The following is a 17,733-nucleotide window of genomic DNA, read 5'->3' as shown; positions in this document are numbered from 1 at the left end:
GGGGGCACCGCCCCCCCCCCCCCACACCTAAATACGGGGCCGGGGCCAACGCCCCCGGGCCACTTCTTTGCTTTGCGCCGCGGTTGCGGTCAGTACTCGCGGCGGCCGCCGGCCATCGCTTCCAGGCGGGCGATGCGGTCGGACATGGGCGGGTGGGTCGAGAACCAGCGGGCCATCTTGTCGCCGGCGCGGAAGGGGTTGGCGATCATCAGGTGGGACTGGGCCGTCAGCTGGGGTTCGGGGGGCAGGGGGGCGGCTTGGACGCCGCGTTCGAGCTTGCGCAGGGCCGAGGCCAGGGCCAGGGGGTCGCCGGTGAGGGCGGCGCCGTCTTCGTCGGCCTGGTATTCGCGGGAGCGGGAGACGGCGAGTTTGATGAGGGAGGCGGCTATCGGGCCGAGGAGCGAAACCAGCAGGACGCCAATGATATTCGGGCCTTCGCCATTGCGGCCGCCGAAGGCGCTGGCGAAGAAGGCGAGGTTGGCCAGGCCGGAGATGACCGCGGCGAGGGCGCCGGCGACCGAGGAGATCAGGATGTCGCGGTTGTAGACGTGGGACAGTTCGTGGCCCAGCACGGCGCGCAACTCGCGCTCATCGAGGATCTGCAGGATGCCGGTGGTGCAGCAGACGGCGGCGTGGCGGGGGTTGCGGCCGGTGGCGAAGGCATTGGGGGCATTGGTGGGGCTGATGTAGAGCCGCGGCATGGGCTGGCGGGCGGCCGTGGCCAGCTCGCGCACGATGCGGTACATGACCGGGGCCTCCAGCTCCGACACCGGCTGGGCGTGCATGGCCTTCAAGGCCAGTTTGTCGCTGTTGAAGTACGCGTAGGCGTTCATGCCCACGGCGAGCACTATCGACAGGATCAGAATCGTCGGATTGCGGAACAGCGCTCCGGCTATCACGATCAGCGCCGACATTCCGACCAATAGCCCGAAGGTCTTCAGTCCGTTGGCATACCCGTGCCCGTGCATCGGTCTCCTTCTCCGCGCCCCTCCCGATTGCGTTACACCAGGTCAACGATAGAGGCGCGGTTGAGAGTTCCCCGCTAACCGACCCGCTCGATGGTGTAGCGGACCAGCCGCTCCAGGGCCTCGTTGGCCGGACCGGCCGGGAGAGCGGAGAGCTCGGCGTGTGCGATATCGGCGTAGCCCTGGAGTTTCTCCTTGGCCAGGACCATGCCGCGGGAGTGCGACAGCAGTTCGAGGGCCTCGGCGACCTCGTCGTCGGATTCCAGCGGGTGGGCCAGCAGCTTGCGCAGGCGGTCGCCCTCGGCGCCCTCGTCGCGCAGGGCGTAGAGGACGGGCAGGGTGTGCACGCCCTCGCGCAGGTCGGTGCCGGGCGTCTTGCCGGACTGCTCGGAGACCGAGGAGATGTCGATGATGTCGTCGGAGATCTGGAAGGCGGTGCCGACGGCGTCGCCGAGGCGGGCCAGCCGCTCCACGTGCTCGGGGCCCGCGCCGGAGAAGGTGCCGCCGAAACGGCCGGCGGCGGCGATCAGCGAACCGGTCTTCTCCCACACCACACGCAGGTAGTGCTCGACCGGATCCTGGGACTGCTTGGCGCCGATGGTCTCGCGCATCTGGCCGGTGACCAGTTCGGCGAAGGTCTCGGCAATGATGCGCACCGCGTCCGGGCCGAGGGTGGAGACCAGGCGGGAGGCGTGCGCGAACAGGTAGTCGCCGGCCAGGATGGCGACGCTGTTGCCCCAGCGCGAGTTCACGCTGGGCGCGCCGCGGCGCATGGAGGCCTCGTCCATGACGTCGTCGTGGTACAGGGTGGCCAGGTGCACCAGCTCCACCACGGTGCCGGCGGTGACCAGGTCCGGGCTGGTGGGCTCCGGGCCGAGCTGGCCGGTGAGGATGGTGAACAGCGGGCGGAAGCGCTTGCCGCCGGCCTTGGCGAGATGCAGCGCCGCCTCCTGGAGGAACTCCTCGCCGTCGGACAGCTCCTTGATCAGCAGGTCCTCGACCTCGTCGAGACCCTTGCGCACGGTCGCCGCGAGCTCGGGATCGCCCAGATCCACCCCCGCCACCACGGTGCTCTCATCGCTCACAGCCGATGCGCTCATTTCATCTCCCAGTGCCGCGTCCGACCCCACGCCAAAGAACCTATCGTGTGGACACTTATCCCCCTATGGACACCACCGTAGTGCGATCAAAGGAACACCGCTCGCCGCGCCGCGGGCCCCGTGGTGGCCGATCCGATACTGCGTCGATCGTGATGTGCTGCAAGTATTGACGCCATGGGTTCACCGGATACCGCGCCCGAGCAGGGGCCAACGTCGGATGTGCTGCCCGCGCACGCGGATGTGCTGGTGGTCGGGGCGGGACCGGCCGGGTCGGCCGCGGCGGCCTGGGCCGCCCGCGCCGGACGTGACGTATTGCTCACCGATGCGGCGGTATTTCCGCGCGACAAGACCTGTGGCGACGGGCTCACTCCGCGCGCCACGGCCGAACTCGAGCATCTGGGGCTCGGGGACTGGCTGCGCGCCCACACCGTCAATCGCGGACTGCGGATGGCGGGTTTCGGCCGGGAGGCGCTGCTGCCCTGGCCGGGCGGGTCGTTCCCGGCGTACGGAAGCGCCGTTCCGCGAACCGAACTCGACGACAAGCTGCGCGAGACCGCGGTGGAGTCGGGCGCGCGCATGGTGGACGGGGCCAAGGTGGTGGAGGTGGCGCGCGACGGCGACCGCGTCACCGGGGTGAGCATCAAGACCGATGCGGGCCTGCGGGCCGTGTCGTGCCAGACGCTGATCGTCGCCGACGGCGTGCGCTCGCCGGTCGGAAAGCTGTTGGGGCGCACCTGGCATCGGCAGTACGCGTACGGGACGGCGGCGCGGGCCTACATCAAGTCCGCGCGCAGCGACGATCCGTGGATCACCTCGCATCTGGAATTGCGGGACGCCGGCGGCGAATTGATCCCGGGTTACGGCTGGGTGTTCCCACTGGGCAATGGCGAGGTCAATATCGGCGTCGGCTCGCTGGCCACCGAGCGGCGGCCCTCGCACATCGCGTTGAAACCGCTGATCCAGCACTATATTTCGCTGCGCCGCGAGGAGTGGGGTTTCGAGGGCGAGGCGCGGGCGGTGGCGTCGGCGCTGCTGCCCATGGGCGGCGCGGTCTCGAATGTGGCCGGACGCAACTGGGCCCTGGTGGGCGATGCCGCCGGCTGCGTGAACCCGCTGAACGGCGAGGGCATCGACTACGGCCTGGAGGGCGGGCACATGCTCGCCGGAATCCTGGACGAACCCGATCTGAGCCGGATCTGGCCGGACATGCTGCGCGCCCGCTACGGCCGCACCTATTCGGTGGCGCGGCGGCTGGCCGCGCTGGCCACCCATCCGCGCACGGTGCCGCTGGGCGGGCCGCCGGTCATGCGGTCGAAGCTGTTGCAGCGCACGGCGGTTCGCGTCATGGGCAATCTGGTGACCGATGCGGACGTGGATCTGACCGCCAAGCTGTGGCGCGGCGCGGGGCGCGCCTCCATGCGATTCGACAAGCTCGAACCGTTCGCATGACCACCCGGCCGGTTCCCGAGGACCTGCTGCCCCATTTGCGGCGGGCCCGGGATCTGGCCGATCGGAACTACGCCGAACCCCTCGACCTGGACGCGCTGGCCGCGGCGGCGGGGGTGTCGAAGTATCACTTCCTGCGGTGTTTCGCCGCGACCTATGGGAAGACGCCGGCGGTCTATCTGGCGGAGCGGCGCATCGAGCGGGCGCAGGATCTGTTGCGCGCCACCAATGTCACCGTCACCGAGGCGTGCATGCTGGTCGGCTACAGCAGCCTCGGCTCGTTCAGCCGCAAGTTCACCGAGCTGGTCGGCATGTCGCCGTCGGAGTATCAGGCCAAGTTCGCCGCCGAGGGCGTACCGCACATTCCCGGCTGTTTCGTCTTCATGCACGGGCTGTCCGACCGGAAACTTCCGGACTGAGCAATTTCGGAGAAGCCCGGCGCGATGGTCCGTCAATAGCCTGATGGCATGACCATCATCAGCAATGTTTCCCTCGTAACCGTGTACGTGCAGGACCAGACCGCCGCCAAACAGTGGTACATCGACAAGCTGGGCTTCGTGGAGACCACCGATGTGACCATGGGCGACAGCGGTTTCCGCTGGGTCACCGTGGCGCATCCGGATCATCCGGAGCTGGAAGTGACGCTCATGGTGCCCGGACCGCCGCTGGACGAGCACATGGCCGAGGCCATTCGCCGCTCGCTGGCCAATGGCACGCACGGCGGGCTGGGGCTGCGCACCGCCGACTGTCAGAAGGCGTTCGAGGAGCTCACCGCCAAGGGCGTGGAATTCGTGCAACCGCCGTCGGAGCGGCCGTACGGCGTGGAAGCCGTGTGCCGGGACAATTCCGGGAACTGGCTGGTGCTGGTCGAGCCGCGGGCGTTCGATCCGAGCTCGATGCAGTGATACGCCCGTTCGCGGCCCGAGGCCGCGAACGGGGAGATTCGGAGAGGGGCAGCACGACCCGTGGATGCGCGGGGAACGCACCCACGGGTCCGGGCTGTTGTCAGGCCTTCTGCGCGACGAACCAAGCCTCGACGGACTTGCGCTCGCTGTTCATCACGCGCTCGAGCAGGTTCTCCACCAGCGGCTCGATCGCGCCGCCGACCAGCGGGACCTTCACGGTCACGGTGCCGGCGGCCTCGATCTCGGAACCCTCGGCGGTGGGCCGCAATTCGAAGGTGCCCTCCATCTCGGTGGTGATGCCCTTGGATGCCCCGTTGAAGCCGCCCTTGGCGACCTCACCCTCGAGCGGGCCCCAGGTGTCGGTGCGCTCGAGCACGAGATCGCTCTTGAGCACCTTCTTCACCAGGCCGGGAATCTTGTCTTCGGGGGCCTTTTCGGTCATATGGATGCGGATGGTGCCGGGCCCCTCCGGATGGGAGAGGTCCAGGGTCGCGGTGGCCGCGTCGGCGAAACGCGCCTGCCACATCTCGTCGTTGGTCAGTGCCCGGTGAAGCTCTTCTACCGGGACGCTGTACTGCACGGTGAAGCTGAATTTACGGGACATGGCGGCAACCGTAGTCCAGTCATGGAATAGCCTGGTGAAGTGTCGGAAACTAGCCAGTCTGTCAAGCGCGAAACGCGTTTGCGGCGCGCCAGGATCGCCGTCGTGATCACCGCGTCGGCGGTGAGCGTGCTGGCGCTGCTGCTGGTGCTGGCGGCCTGGCGCAACGACCATCTGATCAGCTCGAATATGGGGACGACCAGCGCGGAAGTGCTGTCGGCGGGACGACTCCGGTCGGCGATCATCTATGTGACCCCGGATGGCGAGACGCACAATCCGCGCGTCGGTGTGCTGTACCCGACCGAGCTCACCGTCGGGGAACGCATCAATGTCGAATACGACCGCAGCGATCCGGATCTGGTGCGCGTGGCCGGGCGCGATGCCCGGGTCGCGGTCATCCCGGCGCTGTCTGTGATCGTGGTCGCCTGGGCGCTGGCGGTGCCGCTGTTGTGGCTGCTCGGGCTGCCCCCGGCGCAGTGGTTCGGCGCGGCGCGGCGGCGTGTGGCCGAATCGGCCCAGACACGCTCGTTGCGCAGCCGCGTCGGCAGCTAGGGTGCGATTGTGGCGAAAAATGAGCAGCAGGAGTCCTTTCGGGCTTCGCTGGAGAAGCAACCGCACGAGGTTGCGTCGATGTTCGACGGGGTGGCTAGGCGGTACGACATCACCAATACGGTGATCTCGGGCGGGCAGGACATCTACTGGCGGAAGGCGACCCGCAAGGCGCTGGGCCTGCGGCCCGGGGAGCGGGTGCTGGATCTGGCTGCCGGGACCGGTGTTTCGACGGTCGAGTTCGGCAAGTCGGGCGCCTGGGTGGTGGCCGCCGACTTCTCCAAGGGCATGCTCGCCGCCGGCCAGTGGCGGCAGGTGCCGATGGTGGCCGGGGACGCCATGGCGCTGCCGTTCGCCGACGAATCCTTCGACGCGGTGACCATCAACTACGGGCTGCGCAATGTGGCCGATCCGGACCTGGCGCTGCGCGAGATGCTGCGCGTCACCAAACCGGGCGGGCGGCTGGTGGTCGCGGAGTTCTCCACGCCGACCTTCGGGCCGTTCCGGACGGTGTACATGGAATACCTCATGAAGGCGCTGCCGAAGGTGGCGCGGGCGGTGTCCTCGAACCCGGACGCCTACGTGTATCTGGCCGAATCCATTCGGGCGTGGCCGACGCAGCCGCAGCTGGCGCTGCGCATCGCCGATGCCGGCTGGTCGTCGGTGAAATGGCGCAACCTCTCCGGCGGGGCCGTCGCCCTGCACCGCGGGTACAAACTCGGCTGACCGGATCGGACCGTGCTGTGCGGCAATTCACAGCATTGTGCCTGCATATGGGGGTTCCGGGGCGAAGCCCCTGGGAGTTCCGAGCGCTGTTTCCTCCCTCACACGCGGAAAATCCGGCTGTGAGGTGGAATGTCATCTGGCGATAACTTTCGGTAAATCGCCCGCAATCGGGGATGGCGAAGATCGGTGTCATGCCGGATTCGACCACTCCCCCGACGAGCACCCGGACGCAGTGCTCGTACTGCGGGGTGGGCTGCGGCATCACGGTGCGGACCACGGCGGATTCGACGGGCACGCCGGTCATCGCCAAGGTCAGCGGCGACAAGCTGCATCCGGTGAATGCCGGGCGGCTGTGCACCAAGGGCGCGACGCATGCCGAGCTGATGCGGGCGCCGGGGCGGATGGAATCGGCGTACCGGCGGCCCGAACGCGGTCAGCCGCCCGTGCCCATGCCGGTCGATCAGGCCGTCGCCGAGGCCGCCGAGCGGTTGCGCGCGATCCTCGACACCCACGGTCCGGATGCCATCGCGCTGTACGTCTCCGGGCAGATGTCGATCGAAGCCCAGTATCTGGCAACCAAACTGGCCAAGGGTTATCTGCGGACCGTGCACATCGAGGCCAATTCGCGGCTGTGCATGGCCAGTGCCGCCACCGGCTACAAGCAGTCGCTGGGGGCCGACGGCCCGCCCGGCTCCTATGACGATCTCGACCACGCCGATCTGTTCTTCGTCATCGGCGCGAATATGGCCGACTGCCATCCGATTCTGTTCCTGCGCATGGCGGATCGGCTCAAGGCGGGCGCCAAGCTCATCGTGGTGGATCCGCGGCGTACCGATACCGCGGCGCGCGCCGACCTGTTCCTGCAGCTGAAGCCGGGAACCGATCTCGCGCTGTTGAACGGCCTGCTGCATCTGCTGGTCGAAAACGGCGCGATCGACAAGGAATTCATCGCCGAGCACACCGACGGCTGGGACGCCATGCCGGAGTTCCTGGCGGATTACTCGCCCGAGCTGGTCGCTCAGGTCACCGGGCTGGCCGAGGCCGATATCCGCACCGCCGCCCAGTGGATCGGCGAGGCGGGTGAGTGGATGTCGCTGTGGACCATGGGCGTCAACCAGTCCACGCACGGCACCTGGGCCACCAATGCCATTGTCAACCTGCATCTCGCGACCGGGGCCATCTGCCGCACCGGCAGCGGGCCGCTCTCGCTCACGGGGCAGCCCAATGCCATGGGCGGACGCGAGATGGGTTATATGGGACCGGGATTGCCCGGCCAGCGCACCGTATTATCCGAGACGGATCGGGCCTTCGTGGAGACGGCGTGGGGGCTGGAGCCCGGCACGATTCGCTCCGAAGCCGGGCCCGGCACCATCGAGATGTTCCGCGGGCTCGCCGACGGCGGCATCAAGGCCTGCTGGATCATCTGCTCCAATCCCGTTGCCTCGGTGGCCAATCGCAAGACCGTGATCGCCGGGCTGGAGTCCGCCGAACTGGTCATCGCCCAGGACGTCTACACCGACACCGCCACCAATGCCTACGCCGACCTGCTGCTGCCCGCCACGCTGTGGGCCGAAGCCGATGCGGTGATGGTGAATTCGGAACGCACCCTGACCCTGCTCCCGCAATCGGTGCCCCCGATCGGCGACGCGCGCCCCGACTGGCTGCTCATCGCCCAGATCGCGACGGCCATGGGCTTCACCGGTTTCGACTACACCTCGAGCCAGCAGATCTTCGACGAGATCCGCGGCTTCGCCAACCCGGCCACCGGCTACGACCTGCGCGGCATCACCTACGACGCGCTCCGCGCGGGCCCCATGCAGTGGCCGTGCCCCGATCCGGCCCAGCGCCGCAACCCGATTCGCTACCGCAACGACGGCATCAGCCAGCACCCCCACACCGACGACACCGGCCACACCCCCCGCCTGGCCTTCGCCACCCCCACCCGCCGCGCCGTCTTCTGGCCCCGCCCGCACCTGCTCCCCGCCGAGATGCCCGACGACGACCACCCCTTCGTCCTCAATACCGGCCGCCTGCAACACCAGTGGCACACCATGACCAAGACCGGGAAGGTGGACAAGCTGAACAAGCTCAATGCCAAGCCCTTCCTGGAAATCCACCCCGCCGACGCCGCGAAACTCGACCTCCGTGCCGGCGACCACCTCGAAATCGCCTCCCGCCGCGGCCGAGCCGTCCTCCCCGCCCTCATCAGCGACCGCGTCCTCCCCGGCACCTGCTTCGCCCCCTTCCACTGGAACGACGAACAAGGCGAATACCTGACCATCAACGCCGTCACCAACGACGCCGTCGACCCCGCCTCCCTCCAGCCCGAGTTCAAAGCCTGCGCCGTGCGCCTGCGCAAGGTAGCCGTCGTCTCCCCCGCCGATTCGGAACTCCCCGAGGCGGATTCGACTTCCGATACGGAGACGGGCGGCGGCGTAACCGACGTGAGGCAGACGGGGCCGCATCCGCTCGCGGTCATGCTCGGCCTCGATAGTGCGACCGCGCCGATGCTCAGCGAAACCGAAAGCATCTATCTCGGTGGCTATCTCGCCGCCTTGCAGACACTGCCGGTGACCGGTGTGCCGGTGCTGCCCGAGGCTGCGCCGCTCTCACGCGGCAGCAGGGTGTGGATCGACGGTCTGCTCGCGGGCATGTACTCCCGCGGACAGCAGGCGGGACCGACGGCCGGCTCGGACGGCATCCAGCCCGGCCGCGGCGAAAGCGACGCGGGCGCTCCGGCAGGCGCCGTGGGTGGCCCTGCCACTACTCGAACAGTGACTGTTCTCTGGGCTTCTCAGACCGGCACGGCAGAGGAGTTGGCGGCTGCCGTCGCGACCCGGCTCGCGGACCACGAGTTCGCGCCGCGCCTGCTGGATATGGACTCCGCCGAACTGACCGACCTCACCGGCGATGTGCTGGCCATCAGCAGCACCTTCGGCGACGGCGGTCCGCCCGACAACGGCGCGGACTTCTGGGAACGCCTCAGCGACAGCGCGATCCGCTTCCCCGGTCTGCGCTACGCCGTCTTCGCCCTCGGCGACTCCTCCTACGACGACTTCTGCGGCCACGGCCGCAAACTCGATGAACTGCTCACCAAGCGAGGAGCGACACGGCTGCTCCCCCGGGTCGACAGCGAACCCGATCATGAATCGCTCTCCGAGCAATGGCTCGACGACGTGCTGGCGGCACTGACCGCATCCCCCGAAATCGCTGGAACGAACCCCGATTCGTCATCGCGCTACCCGTCGCCTCGTCCCGGCCACCCCGGGATGCCAGGCGGCGCACAGAGCGGCGCAGCGCCCTTCGCTCGCGACCTCGGCTCCGAGTCCGGCACAGGCCCGAGAACTGGTGCGGGCACGGGTTATGGCGCGCCGCTCACGATGGGCACGGGTGGGGCGTCCGGCACCGGTACGGCTGCGGGTATGAGCGCGCCCGCGGGGATTGGCGGTGGCGGCCGGGCGGGCGCCGGGACGTCTCCGGTGCGGGGTGGGATGTCGCGGAACACGGGTGAGCGGGCTGGAGTTTCGACGCTGGCTCCGGCGATGTTCACGCGGAACTCGCCATTGCCGGCGAAGCTGGTGACGAATGATCTACTGTCGCGGCCGGGGTGCGGGAAAGAGGTGCGGCAGTTCGGGTTCGCGTTGCCGGATCTCGAAGTGAGTTATGAGGTGGGGGATTCGCTGGGGATTCGGCCGGCGAATTGTGAAGCGTTGGTGGCGGAGTGGTTGGAGGTCACCGGGCTGGATGGGGGGCGCATTATCGATGTGGATGATGCGGAGTTGACGCTGGGTGAAGCGTTGCGGACGCGGTACGACATCACCAAGGTGAGCGGGGATCTGCTGGCGTTCGTGGGTGAGCGGAACGGGAGTCCGCGGCTGGCGAAATTGCTGCGGCGGGACAACCGCAATGAGCTGGACGGGTATTTGTGGGATCGGCAGGCCGTGGATGTGCTGCGGGACTTCCCGGTGCGGGCGGATCTCGTCGAATGGCTGGGGACGCTGAAAAAGCTGCAGCCGCGGCAGTATTCGATTTCGTCGAGTCCGCTGGTGAGCCCGCACGAGGTGCAATTGACGGTGAGCGTGGTGCGGTACGGGGATCCGGCGGGAATCGGGTCGGCGGCGCGGCGCGGGGGCGTGTGCTCGACATTCCTGGCGGATCGGGCGGTGGCGGATGTGCCGATCTACCTGCAGCGGGCGCCGCATTTCCGGCCGCCGCTGGATCCGAACGCGCCGATGATCATGGTGGGACCGGGGACGGGGATCGCGCCGTTCCGCGGGTTCCTGCACGAGCGGCGGGCACTGGGCTGCAAGGGGCGGAACTGGCTGTTCTTCGGCGATCAGCATGCCAAGGACAATTTCTACTACCGGGCCGAGCTGGAGGACATGTTCCGCTCCGGGTTCCTGACCCGGCTGGATCTGGCGTTCTCGCGCGATCAGCGCGAGCGGGTCTACGTGCAGCACCGCATGATCGAGCACGGCGCGGAACTGTGGGCCTGGTTGCGGGAGGGCGGGCACTTCTACGTGTGCGGCGATGCCGCCCGCATGGCCAAGGATGTGGACGACACGCTGCTGAAGATCGCCCGGATTCACGGCAAGTTGAGCGAGGACGGTGCGCTGGCCTTCAAGAAGCAGCTGGTCGCCGAAAAGCGGTACGTACGCGACGTTTACTGAACTGCTCGTCGAAGGCCATGCGCGCTCGCCGATTACACGACCGGCGGGTTGAGCCGGGTGAAATCCGGTAGCCGGTAGTACGGGTAGTAGGGGTAGGGCGGCGTGACCGCGCTCGCCTTGTCCAGCCGGGCGATCTGCTCGGCGGAGAGATTCCAGCCGATGGCCCCGAGATTCTGGCGCAGCTGGTCCTCATTGCGGGCGCCGATGATCACCGTCGCCACCGTCGGCCGCTCGAGCAGCCAGTTCAAGGCGATCTGCGGCACCGTGCGCCCGGTCTCGGCGGCGATCTCGTCGAGTACGTCCACCACGTCGTAGAGCAGGTCGTCGTCCACCGGCGGCCCGGCCTCGGCCGTCTTGTGCAGCCGGCTGCCTCCGGGCAGCGGCTGCCCGCGCCGGATCTTGCCGGTGAGCCGGCCCCAGCCGAGCGGACTCCACACCACCGCGCCGACACCCTGGTCGAGGCCGAGCGGCATGAGTTCCCATTCGTAGTCGCGGCCCACCAGCGAGTAGTAGACCTGGTGCGCGACATAGCGCGGGAAGTTGTGCCGGTCCGCCGCCGCCAGCGATTTCATGAGCTGCCAGCCCGCGAAGTTGGAGGCTCCGATGTAGCGGATCTTGCCCGCCCGCACCAGATCGTCCAGTGCCGCAAGGGTTTCCTCGACCGGTGTGCCCGCGTCGAAGGCGTGCAGCTGGAACAGGTCGATGTGCTCGGTGCCGAGCCGGCGCAGCGACGCCTCGACGGCGGTGACCAGCCGGGCGCGCCCGGAACCGGCGTCATTCGGACCGGGACCGGTCGGCAGCGCCGCCTTGGTGGAGATGAGCAGCTGATCGCGCCGGCCCCGAATCGCCTCGCCCAGTACCTCTTCCGAGGCGCCGTCGGAGTAGACATCGGCGGTGTCGAACATGGTGACGCCCGCGTCCAGGCTGATGTCCACCATGCGCCGGGCCTGCTGGGCGTCGGTGTCGCCCCAGGCGCTGAACAGTTCGCCACGCCCACCGAAGGTGCCGGCGCCGAAGCTCAGGGCGGGAACCATCAGGCCGGATGCGCCGAGTCGACGGTACTCCATTATTGACTCCTAACGGGACTACAGTTTCGTTAACACGACAGACGATACACTGCCGATGCGACAAATGGAACTGGAGGCCCGTTATGGAGCAGGACACCGCACAACCCGGCTCGATTCGCCCAGGTGGGCGCACCGCACGCGTCCGCGAGGCGGTACTGCGCGTGGCGGGCGATCTGCTCGCCGAACGCGGTTTCGCCACCCTGGATCTGGCCGAGGTGGCCGCCCGCGCCGAGGTCGGCAAGACCACCGTCTACCGCCGCTGGCGCACCCCCGCCGGACTGGTCGCCGATCTCCTGGTGGAGATGGCGGAAACCTCACTGCCGCACAGCGATACCGGATCACTGCTGGGTGATCTGCGAGCCAATGCCGAACTGGTCGCCAAGACGCTCACCGACCCCCGCCAGGGCCGCCTCTTCCGCGCCGTCATCGCCGCCGCCACCACCGACGACGGCACCGCCGCCGCCCTGCACCGCTTCTACGACATCCGCCTCACCGAATGGTCGCCGGTGATCGAGGCCGCCATCGCGCGGGGCGAGGTCCCGCCCGGCACCGATGCGCGGGCGGTCCTGTCGGCGGTCTCGGCTCCCCTCTACTACCGGCTGCTGGCCAGCGGCGACCCCATCGACGCGGCGGCGGTCGACGCCGCCGCCACGGCCGCGGCCGAAGCGGCGCGGGCGGGCGTGTTCACCCGCGGCTGAGGCTTTTTCACCCGCGACTACGGCTTTTCAGACGTGATTGGCGCTCCAGGCCGGATCGCGGCCGGTGAGGCCGAGGACCTTGTCGAGCGTGGGCGCATTGTCGGGCACCGGGACGACCGGGCCGAAGAGTCCGGGCGTGCCTTCGACGGGCGTGCCCCGCAACATCTCGAGCAGTATGGCCAGATCGTCGCTGTCGGGCAGATAGGGCTGGGAGGTGGCGCGCGCCAGATCCCAGGCGTGCACGACCAATTCGTTCAGGGCGACGGTGGCCATCTCGGGTGCGGGCAGCAGCACGCCGCCGGCCTCGGTGTCGCCGGTCCAGGCATCGGGTGCGCGCCAGGCTTCGACCAGCGATTTCAGCTGGGCCGGAATGCGATTGCGCCAATCGCCGAACTCCGGGGTGAACGTGCCGGGCGGCTGGGAGCGCCCGACCATTTCCTTGGTGGCCGCAGACCGGAAGGCTTCGGTGAGGCCGATGACATGAAGGAGGAGATCGCGCACGGAGGTGTCGGCGCACGGGGTGGGGTCGTCGAGTTGCGTATCGGTGATGCCGGCAATGACGCCTTCCATGGCGGTCGCGGCGGATTCCAGGTCGAAAGCCTGTTGGTTCATCGGTCCTCCCGAAGGCAGCAGAGGTCGCCAGGACAGCGGCCTGCTCACCCCTAGGGACTACCCGATCCGCCGGAATTCATCGCACACTCGCGGATGTAATTGCACCGACCGGTCGACACCGACTCGTTAGCAGCGAAAGCCGCTGGTAACGAGGAGAATTGGAAGATGAAGGGTGATCGAGTGGAGATCGTGGTCGATATGGGCGACGGCTCCCGCAACTATGACGTAACCGCCACCAGGGCGGGCCGGCGCGTGGATGTGCGCATCGCGCGCGGCGTGGTGGAGGTCAGCGAGGTGACCAGGACCGGAACCGCCGTGCGCACCGCGCGTTTCATGGCCGGGCGGGTCCTGGCGCTGGTGGAGCATCCGGCCGATCAGGGGCCGCTGCCCGGCGAGTGATCGCGGCGCGGTTGCGGCCTCGGCGATCACGGCGCATGCTCGACAGTGCCCCCACTCCAGCGCATGCATGCCGACCCGGCGGAGAGGAGCTTCCGATGAATGATCCGGCCATCGACGCGGTACCCGAAGCCGACTATGTCGAGCAGAACATTCCGGCCTATCCCGATGACGGCGTGGACGACTCCGTGACGGCGGACGGTGAGATCACCGAGGTGCCGCCCGGTGACAATGGCTGGACGGCCGACGAGGGCGACCTGGTCGAGCAGTCGATTCCGGTTCCCCTGGACGACGACTACGACGAGGCCGCCGACAGCGGATATTGAAACTCTCTAACTCTCAGGGGCTTCGCCCCCGAACCCCCAACCGCTCAGGGGCTTCGCCCTCGCCCCCCCGACGCAGGGGCCTAGCCCTCGCCCCCCAACGCAGGGGGCCTAGCCCTCGCCCCTCCGACGCAGGGGGCCTAGCCCTCGCCCCTCCGACGCAGGGGCTTCGCCCTCGCCCCTCCGACGCGGGGTCGGAGGTCAGCCGCAGATGCCTGCACGCACGGTCGCGTGCAGTTCCCGCAGGCTGGAGCGTTCGGTCGCGACCTCGAGTACCCGGATGCCGTGCGCGTTCTCGGTGAGTTCGGCCGCCAGCTCGGCGGGGTCGACCTGGCGGTGCGGCACCCGGTAGGCGGCGCACAGGGCGGCCAGGTCCATACCGTGCGGGGTGCCGAAGACGCGCTCGAAGACGCCCGCGTACTGCGGGTCGCCCTGTTCCAGGAGTTCGAAGATGCCGCCGCCGTCGTCATTGGCGACCACGATGGTGAGGTCCTCCGGCCGCGGTTCGCCCGGGCCGATGAGCAGTCCGGACGCATCGTGCAGGAAGGTCAGGTCGCCCATGAGCGCGACCGTGCGGCCCGAATGCGTCAGCGCCGCACCGACCGCCGCCGAGACCGTGCCGTCGATGCCGGCCACGCCGCGATTGGACAGCACCCGGATACCGGGCCGCGGATGCGAGACGAGCGCGGCGTCGCGGACCGGGTTCGAGGCGCCCAGCAGCAGCTGATCGCCGTCGTGCAGCGCGTCCATGACCACGGCCGCCACGTGCAGCCCGGTGGGCTTGGGATGCCCGGCCAGTTCGGCGCGCACCACGCTCATGGCCTTCTCGTTCAAGTCCCGGGCCAGTTCCAGCCATTCCGGGCGCGGCGCGCCGGTGGTGACCGCGCGAGTGCCGGTGCCCACCACATTGCCGGACACATCGGGCCAGCGCGGGCCGGTGGTCAGCGCGTACACGGTGACCTCGGGATCGGCGAGCACCTTGGCCACCTGCCGGTGCAGGGTGGGGCGGCCGGTGATGATGGCCTGCTTGGGTCGCAGCAGCGGCAGCGCGAGGGGATGCAGGGCCGGGCCGTGCATGGGCGCGGTGGGCTCGGCCACGGTGGGCAGGGCCGCGAGCTCCGGGCGGTGCCCCGCGCCGTGGCCGGAGATGACCACGGTGTCGGGGGTCAGGTCGATATCGAGGGGGACGTCCAGGGTGGCGTATTGCGTTGCCGTCCACGGGCGGTCGTCACAGCGCCCCGGCGGCAGCAGATCGCCGGCGAGGGCGTCCGGGGTGAGCGGTTCGCGCAGCGGAATATCGAAGTGCACGGGTCCGGCATTGCCGGAGCGGGTGCCGCGGGCGGCGGCCAGCACCCGGCACACCGCCGAACGCCACACGCTGTTCTGCTGGCCGTAGAGGCGGTCGCCCTCCTGTTCGGCCAGGCCCAGGCTGATGGTGGCGCGGGTCTGGGTGCCGAACAGACCGAACTGCTCCACCGTCTGATTGGCGCCGGTGCCGAGCATCTCGTAGGGCCGGTTGGCGCTGAGCACGATGAGCGGCAGGCGCGCGTAGTTGGCTTCGAGCACGGCCGGGCCGAGATTGGCCACGGCGGTGCCGGAGGTCATGACGACGGGCACCGGGCGGCGGCTACTGGCGGCCAACCCGATGGCGAGGAATCCCGCGGTGCGCTCGTCGATGCGCATGTGCAGGCGAATCCGCCCGGCGGCATCGGCGGCCTGTAATGCGAAGGCCAGCGGCGCATTTCGCGAACCGGGGCACAGGACCACATCTCGCACTCCACCGCGCGCGAGTTCGTCGACGACGACGTGCGCCTGTGCTGTCGAAGGATTCACACCCCCAGCCTCTCAGACAGTGGGATTTTGCGCTGCGTCGCCCCGCTCACACCTGTTCTTGTATAGTTAGGGTTTGCTAACCTAAGCCCATGGCGAAGCGCACCAAATATGTCAAGCCCGAGCATCGGGAAGTCCTCGGCGTCGAAGTGCTGGCGAGCAAGAAGCTCAGCCCCAACTTCGTGCGCGTCACCCTCGGTGGCGACGGGCTCGCGGGCTTCACCGCCATGGGCTTCGACCAGTGGTTCCGGCTCTTCCTGCCGGGCCGCGACGGCGAACTGCGCCTGCCCACCTCCACCAGCAGCCTGGGCTGGTACGCCCAGTACCTGATGATGGGCAAGGACCACCGTCCCGTGGCGCGCAACTACACCGTGCGCGACTACCGTGCTGCCGGTTTCGGGGAGTTCGGCAGCACCGCGGAGCTCGATATCGACTTCTTCGTGCACGAGGGCGACAGCCCGGCCGGCACCTGGGCGAGCAATGCCACTCCCGGCGACAAGGCGGGCCTGCTCGACGAGGGCATTACCTACCAGGCGCCCGAGCACACCGATTTCGCTCTGCTGGTGGGCGATGAGAGCGCACTGCCGGCCATTGCCGGAATCCTGCGCTCGGCCCCGCGCGGCCTGAAGGGCGCGGCCTTCATCGAGATCTCGCATGCCGACGACGCCCAGAAACTGGACGAACCCGAAGGGGTCACGGTGAATTGGCTGGTGCGCACGGATCCGCACGGACCGGTCGGCGCCATCGCCGCCGATGCGGTGCGCCGGGCGGAGCTGCCGGCCCAGGGCGTCTACGCCTGGGTGTCGGGCGAGCAGCAGCTGGCCTCGGGCGTGCGGCGGCACCTCACGCAGGACCGGGGAATCCCCAAGGGGGACATCACGTTCACGGGCTACTGGCGCGTGGGCCGCGCTGCGGGATAACTCCGGAGCAAGCAACGAATTCGCGGCCCGCCTCCCCTGGGGAGGCGGGCCGCGAACCGTTGGCGGAAATTAGCCGGCGTGCTTCTGCACCAGGGCGCCGACGCGCGGAAGGGCCTCGGCGACATGCTTCTTGGCCGAGGAGCGCATGGAGTTGTAGACCTTGGTCAGCGCGGGACGCGACGAGGCGGCGGCGCGCTCGTCGGTGACCGAGAGCAGCGCCTCGGCGACCTCGTCCTGCTTGGCGACCAGCAGATCGGCGAACGAGCCAGCGCCGGAAGCGGCGTACTCGGCCCAGAACGGCTCGAGCTGCGCGACGAACTTCGGCATGAAGGACGCCAGCGCATCGCCGACAATGGTCGGGCTGACCTTCTTGACCGCGGCGTATCCGCCCTTCACGGCGAGCCCCGACGCGCCGCCCTTGTCCGACACCTCCGCATCCAGAACCTCCTGGGCGTCGGCCAGGAAGGCCGGACGCTTGGCGTCGTCGAGCAGGGATTCAGACAGTGCTGCAACCACTTTCAGGTTCCTCCGGATCGTTTTTCGATGAACGAGCGCACGCAACTATACGCATCGTGGTCCCCGCACACACGATGCCGATGCGCAGTTGCTGACTAGCAGCAAACAGCACTGTAAGGCCTCCGCAATCGATTGGCAGCGTTTCAGATTCGCGACCGCCGGGTAACCCTTTGCTCCGATGCCCCGCCCCGGCAACGTTCCTGCGATCGCACGGCAACACATTCCGGTTGCGGGTGGAGCGCGAAATCACCGGGCGATCCACGGTGGCGGGTCCCCCGCACACGGCCCCTACCATTATGTTCGGACTCGTGACCTTCAATCCGGATTTGTGGAAAGCCGTGCCCGGCTTCGAAGACCTGACCGATATCACCTACCACCGCCACCTCACCCAGGGCACCGTCCGCATCGC

General features: G+C 68.6%; 17 protein-coding genes and 1 pseudogene. 11 read left to right on the top strand and 7 right to left on the bottom strand.

The genetic code is table 11. The annotated features are described in order from the left end of the window. Nucleotides 1–89: 89 nt before the first annotated feature. Both htpX and ACFVIV_RS38765 read right to left on the bottom strand, forming a co-directional pair. The gene (htpX, locus tag ACFVIV_RS38770; RefSeq protein WP_379205257.1) at nucleotides 90–968 is read right to left on the bottom strand and encodes a zinc metalloprotease HtpX; all 879 of its coding nucleotides are present in this window, start codon (nucleotides 966–968) and stop codon (nucleotides 90–92) included. A gap of 74 nt (nucleotides 969–1,042) precedes the next feature. Beyond that, complete coding sequence (locus tag ACFVIV_RS38765; RefSeq protein ID WP_379205255.1) at nucleotides 1,043–2,065, bottom strand: polyprenyl synthetase family protein; 1,023 nt, start codon at nucleotides 2,063–2,065, stop codon at nucleotides 1,043–1,045. Between the two features lie 174 nt (nucleotides 2,066–2,239). Here ACFVIV_RS38765 and ACFVIV_RS38760 point away from each other — a divergent pair, with 174 nt between their 5' ends. The 3 genes from ACFVIV_RS38760 to ACFVIV_RS38750 are packed head-to-tail and all read left to right on the top strand — an operon-like array spanning nucleotide 2,240 to nucleotide 4,416. Next, a complete protein-coding gene (locus ACFVIV_RS38760; RefSeq protein WP_379205254.1) occupies nucleotides 2,240–3,514 on the top strand; it encodes a geranylgeranyl reductase family protein in 1,275 nt (424 codons plus the stop codon). Further along, nucleotides 3,511–3,930 carry a helix-turn-helix transcriptional regulator gene (locus ACFVIV_RS38755; protein WP_379205252.1) on the top strand — a complete coding sequence of 140 codons (420 nt, stop codon included), beginning with the start codon at nucleotides 3,511–3,513 and terminating at the stop codon, nucleotides 3,928–3,930. Before ACFVIV_RS38760 ends, ACFVIV_RS38755 begins: the two co-directional genes overlap by 4 nt. A 54-nt stretch (nucleotides 3,931–3,984) precedes the next feature. After that, nucleotides 3,985–4,416 (top strand): VOC family protein, encoded by a 432-nt coding sequence (locus ACFVIV_RS38750; protein ID WP_379205258.1) that lies wholly within the window; start codon nucleotides 3,985–3,987, stop codon nucleotides 4,414–4,416. Nucleotides 4,417–4,516: 100 nt separating this feature from the next. Here the strand turns inward: ACFVIV_RS38750 and ACFVIV_RS38745 are convergent, their stop codons facing one another. Continuing rightward, entirely contained in the window at nucleotides 4,517–5,020 is a 504-nt protein-coding gene (locus tag ACFVIV_RS38745) for a DUF2505 domain-containing protein (protein ID WP_379205250.1), read from the bottom strand. Nucleotides 5,021–5,059: 39 nt separating this feature from the next. On the opposite strand from ACFVIV_RS38745, the gene ACFVIV_RS38740 reads away from it, so the two are divergent. The 3 genes from ACFVIV_RS38740 (at nucleotide 5,060) to ACFVIV_RS38730 (ending at nucleotide 10,962) form a co-directional block, all read left to right on the top strand. Beyond that, the gene (locus tag ACFVIV_RS38740) at nucleotides 5,060–5,569 is read left to right on the top strand and encodes a DUF3592 domain-containing protein (RefSeq protein ID WP_379205248.1); all 510 of its coding nucleotides are present in this window, start codon (nucleotides 5,060–5,062) and stop codon (nucleotides 5,567–5,569) included. Nucleotides 5,570–5,578: 9 nt separating this feature from the next. Next, the gene (locus ACFVIV_RS38735) at nucleotides 5,579–6,292 is read left to right on the top strand and encodes a demethylmenaquinone methyltransferase (protein ID WP_379205246.1); all 714 of its coding nucleotides are present in this window, start codon (nucleotides 5,579–5,581) and stop codon (nucleotides 6,290–6,292) included. Between the two features lie 191 nt (nucleotides 6,293–6,483). Further along, the gene (locus tag ACFVIV_RS38730) at nucleotides 6,484–10,962 is read left to right on the top strand and encodes a molybdopterin-dependent oxidoreductase (RefSeq protein ID WP_379205244.1); all 4,479 of its coding nucleotides are present in this window, start codon (nucleotides 6,484–6,486) and stop codon (nucleotides 10,960–10,962) included. 32 nt (nucleotides 10,963–10,994) lie between these two features. Here ACFVIV_RS38730 and ACFVIV_RS38725 read toward each other — a convergent pair whose 3' ends face one another. Next, a complete protein-coding gene (locus ACFVIV_RS38725; protein WP_379205242.1) occupies nucleotides 10,995–12,029 on the bottom strand; it encodes an aldo/keto reductase in 1,035 nt (344 codons plus the stop codon). 83 nt (nucleotides 12,030–12,112) lie between these two features. Between ACFVIV_RS38725 and ACFVIV_RS38720 the strand changes: the two genes are divergently transcribed. Beyond that, the gene (locus ACFVIV_RS38720) at nucleotides 12,113–12,727 is read left to right on the top strand and encodes a TetR/AcrR family transcriptional regulator (RefSeq protein ID WP_379205241.1); all 615 of its coding nucleotides are present in this window, start codon (nucleotides 12,113–12,115) and stop codon (nucleotides 12,725–12,727) included. 27 nt (nucleotides 12,728–12,754) lie between these two features. On the opposite strand, the gene ACFVIV_RS38715 is transcribed toward ACFVIV_RS38720, so the two are convergent. Next, entirely contained in the window at nucleotides 12,755–13,339 is a 585-nt protein-coding gene (locus tag ACFVIV_RS38715; protein ID WP_379205239.1) for a TIGR03086 family metal-binding protein, read from the bottom strand. A gap of 165 nt (nucleotides 13,340–13,504) precedes the next feature. On the opposite strand from ACFVIV_RS38715, the gene ACFVIV_RS38710 reads away from it, so the two are divergent. Continuing rightward, nucleotides 13,505–13,738, top strand: coding sequence for a hypothetical protein (locus ACFVIV_RS38710; RefSeq protein WP_379205237.1), 234 nt, complete (start codon nucleotides 13,505–13,507; stop codon nucleotides 13,736–13,738). 95 nt (nucleotides 13,739–13,833) lie between these two features. Then, on the top strand, nucleotides 13,834–14,061 hold the full coding sequence (locus ACFVIV_RS38705; RefSeq protein WP_379205235.1) for a hypothetical protein: 228 nt from the start codon (nucleotides 13,834–13,836) through the stop codon (nucleotides 14,059–14,061). 198 nt (nucleotides 14,062–14,259) lie between these two features. Here ACFVIV_RS38705 and menD read toward each other — a convergent pair whose 3' ends face one another. Then, nucleotides 14,260–15,891, bottom strand: a complete 1,632-nt coding sequence (menD, locus tag ACFVIV_RS38700) for a 2-succinyl-5-enolpyruvyl-6-hydroxy-3-cyclohexene-1-carboxylic-acid synthase (protein WP_379205233.1) — start codon at nucleotides 15,889–15,891, stop codon at nucleotides 14,260–14,262. 89 nt (nucleotides 15,892–15,980) lie between these two features. Here menD and ACFVIV_RS38695 point away from each other — a divergent pair, with 89 nt between their 5' ends. Then, nucleotides 15,981–16,808 carry a siderophore-interacting protein gene (locus tag ACFVIV_RS38695; RefSeq protein ID WP_379205232.1) on the top strand — a complete coding sequence of 276 codons (828 nt, stop codon included), beginning with the start codon at nucleotides 15,981–15,983 and terminating at the stop codon, nucleotides 16,806–16,808. A 69-nt stretch (nucleotides 16,809–16,877) separates the two neighbouring features. Here the strand turns inward: ACFVIV_RS38695 and ACFVIV_RS38690 are convergent, their stop codons facing one another. Then, nucleotides 16,878–17,324 carry a DUF6918 family protein gene (locus ACFVIV_RS38690; protein WP_379205230.1) on the bottom strand — a complete coding sequence of 149 codons (447 nt, stop codon included), beginning with the start codon at nucleotides 17,322–17,324 and terminating at the stop codon, nucleotides 16,878–16,880. A gap of 308 nt (nucleotides 17,325–17,632) precedes the next feature. Here ACFVIV_RS38690 and ACFVIV_RS38685 point away from each other — a divergent pair. Next, nucleotides 17,633–17,733, top strand: a pseudogene (locus ACFVIV_RS38685) (1,4-dihydroxy-2-naphthoyl-CoA synthase); the annotation flags it as partial.

Origin of the sequence: Nocardia sp. NPDC127526 (assembly GCF_042672265.1) — a bacterium.
GTDB lineage: Bacteria > Actinomycetota > Actinomycetes > Mycobacteriales > Mycobacteriaceae > Nocardia.
This window is presented reverse-complemented; position numbering and strand designations above follow the sequence as displayed.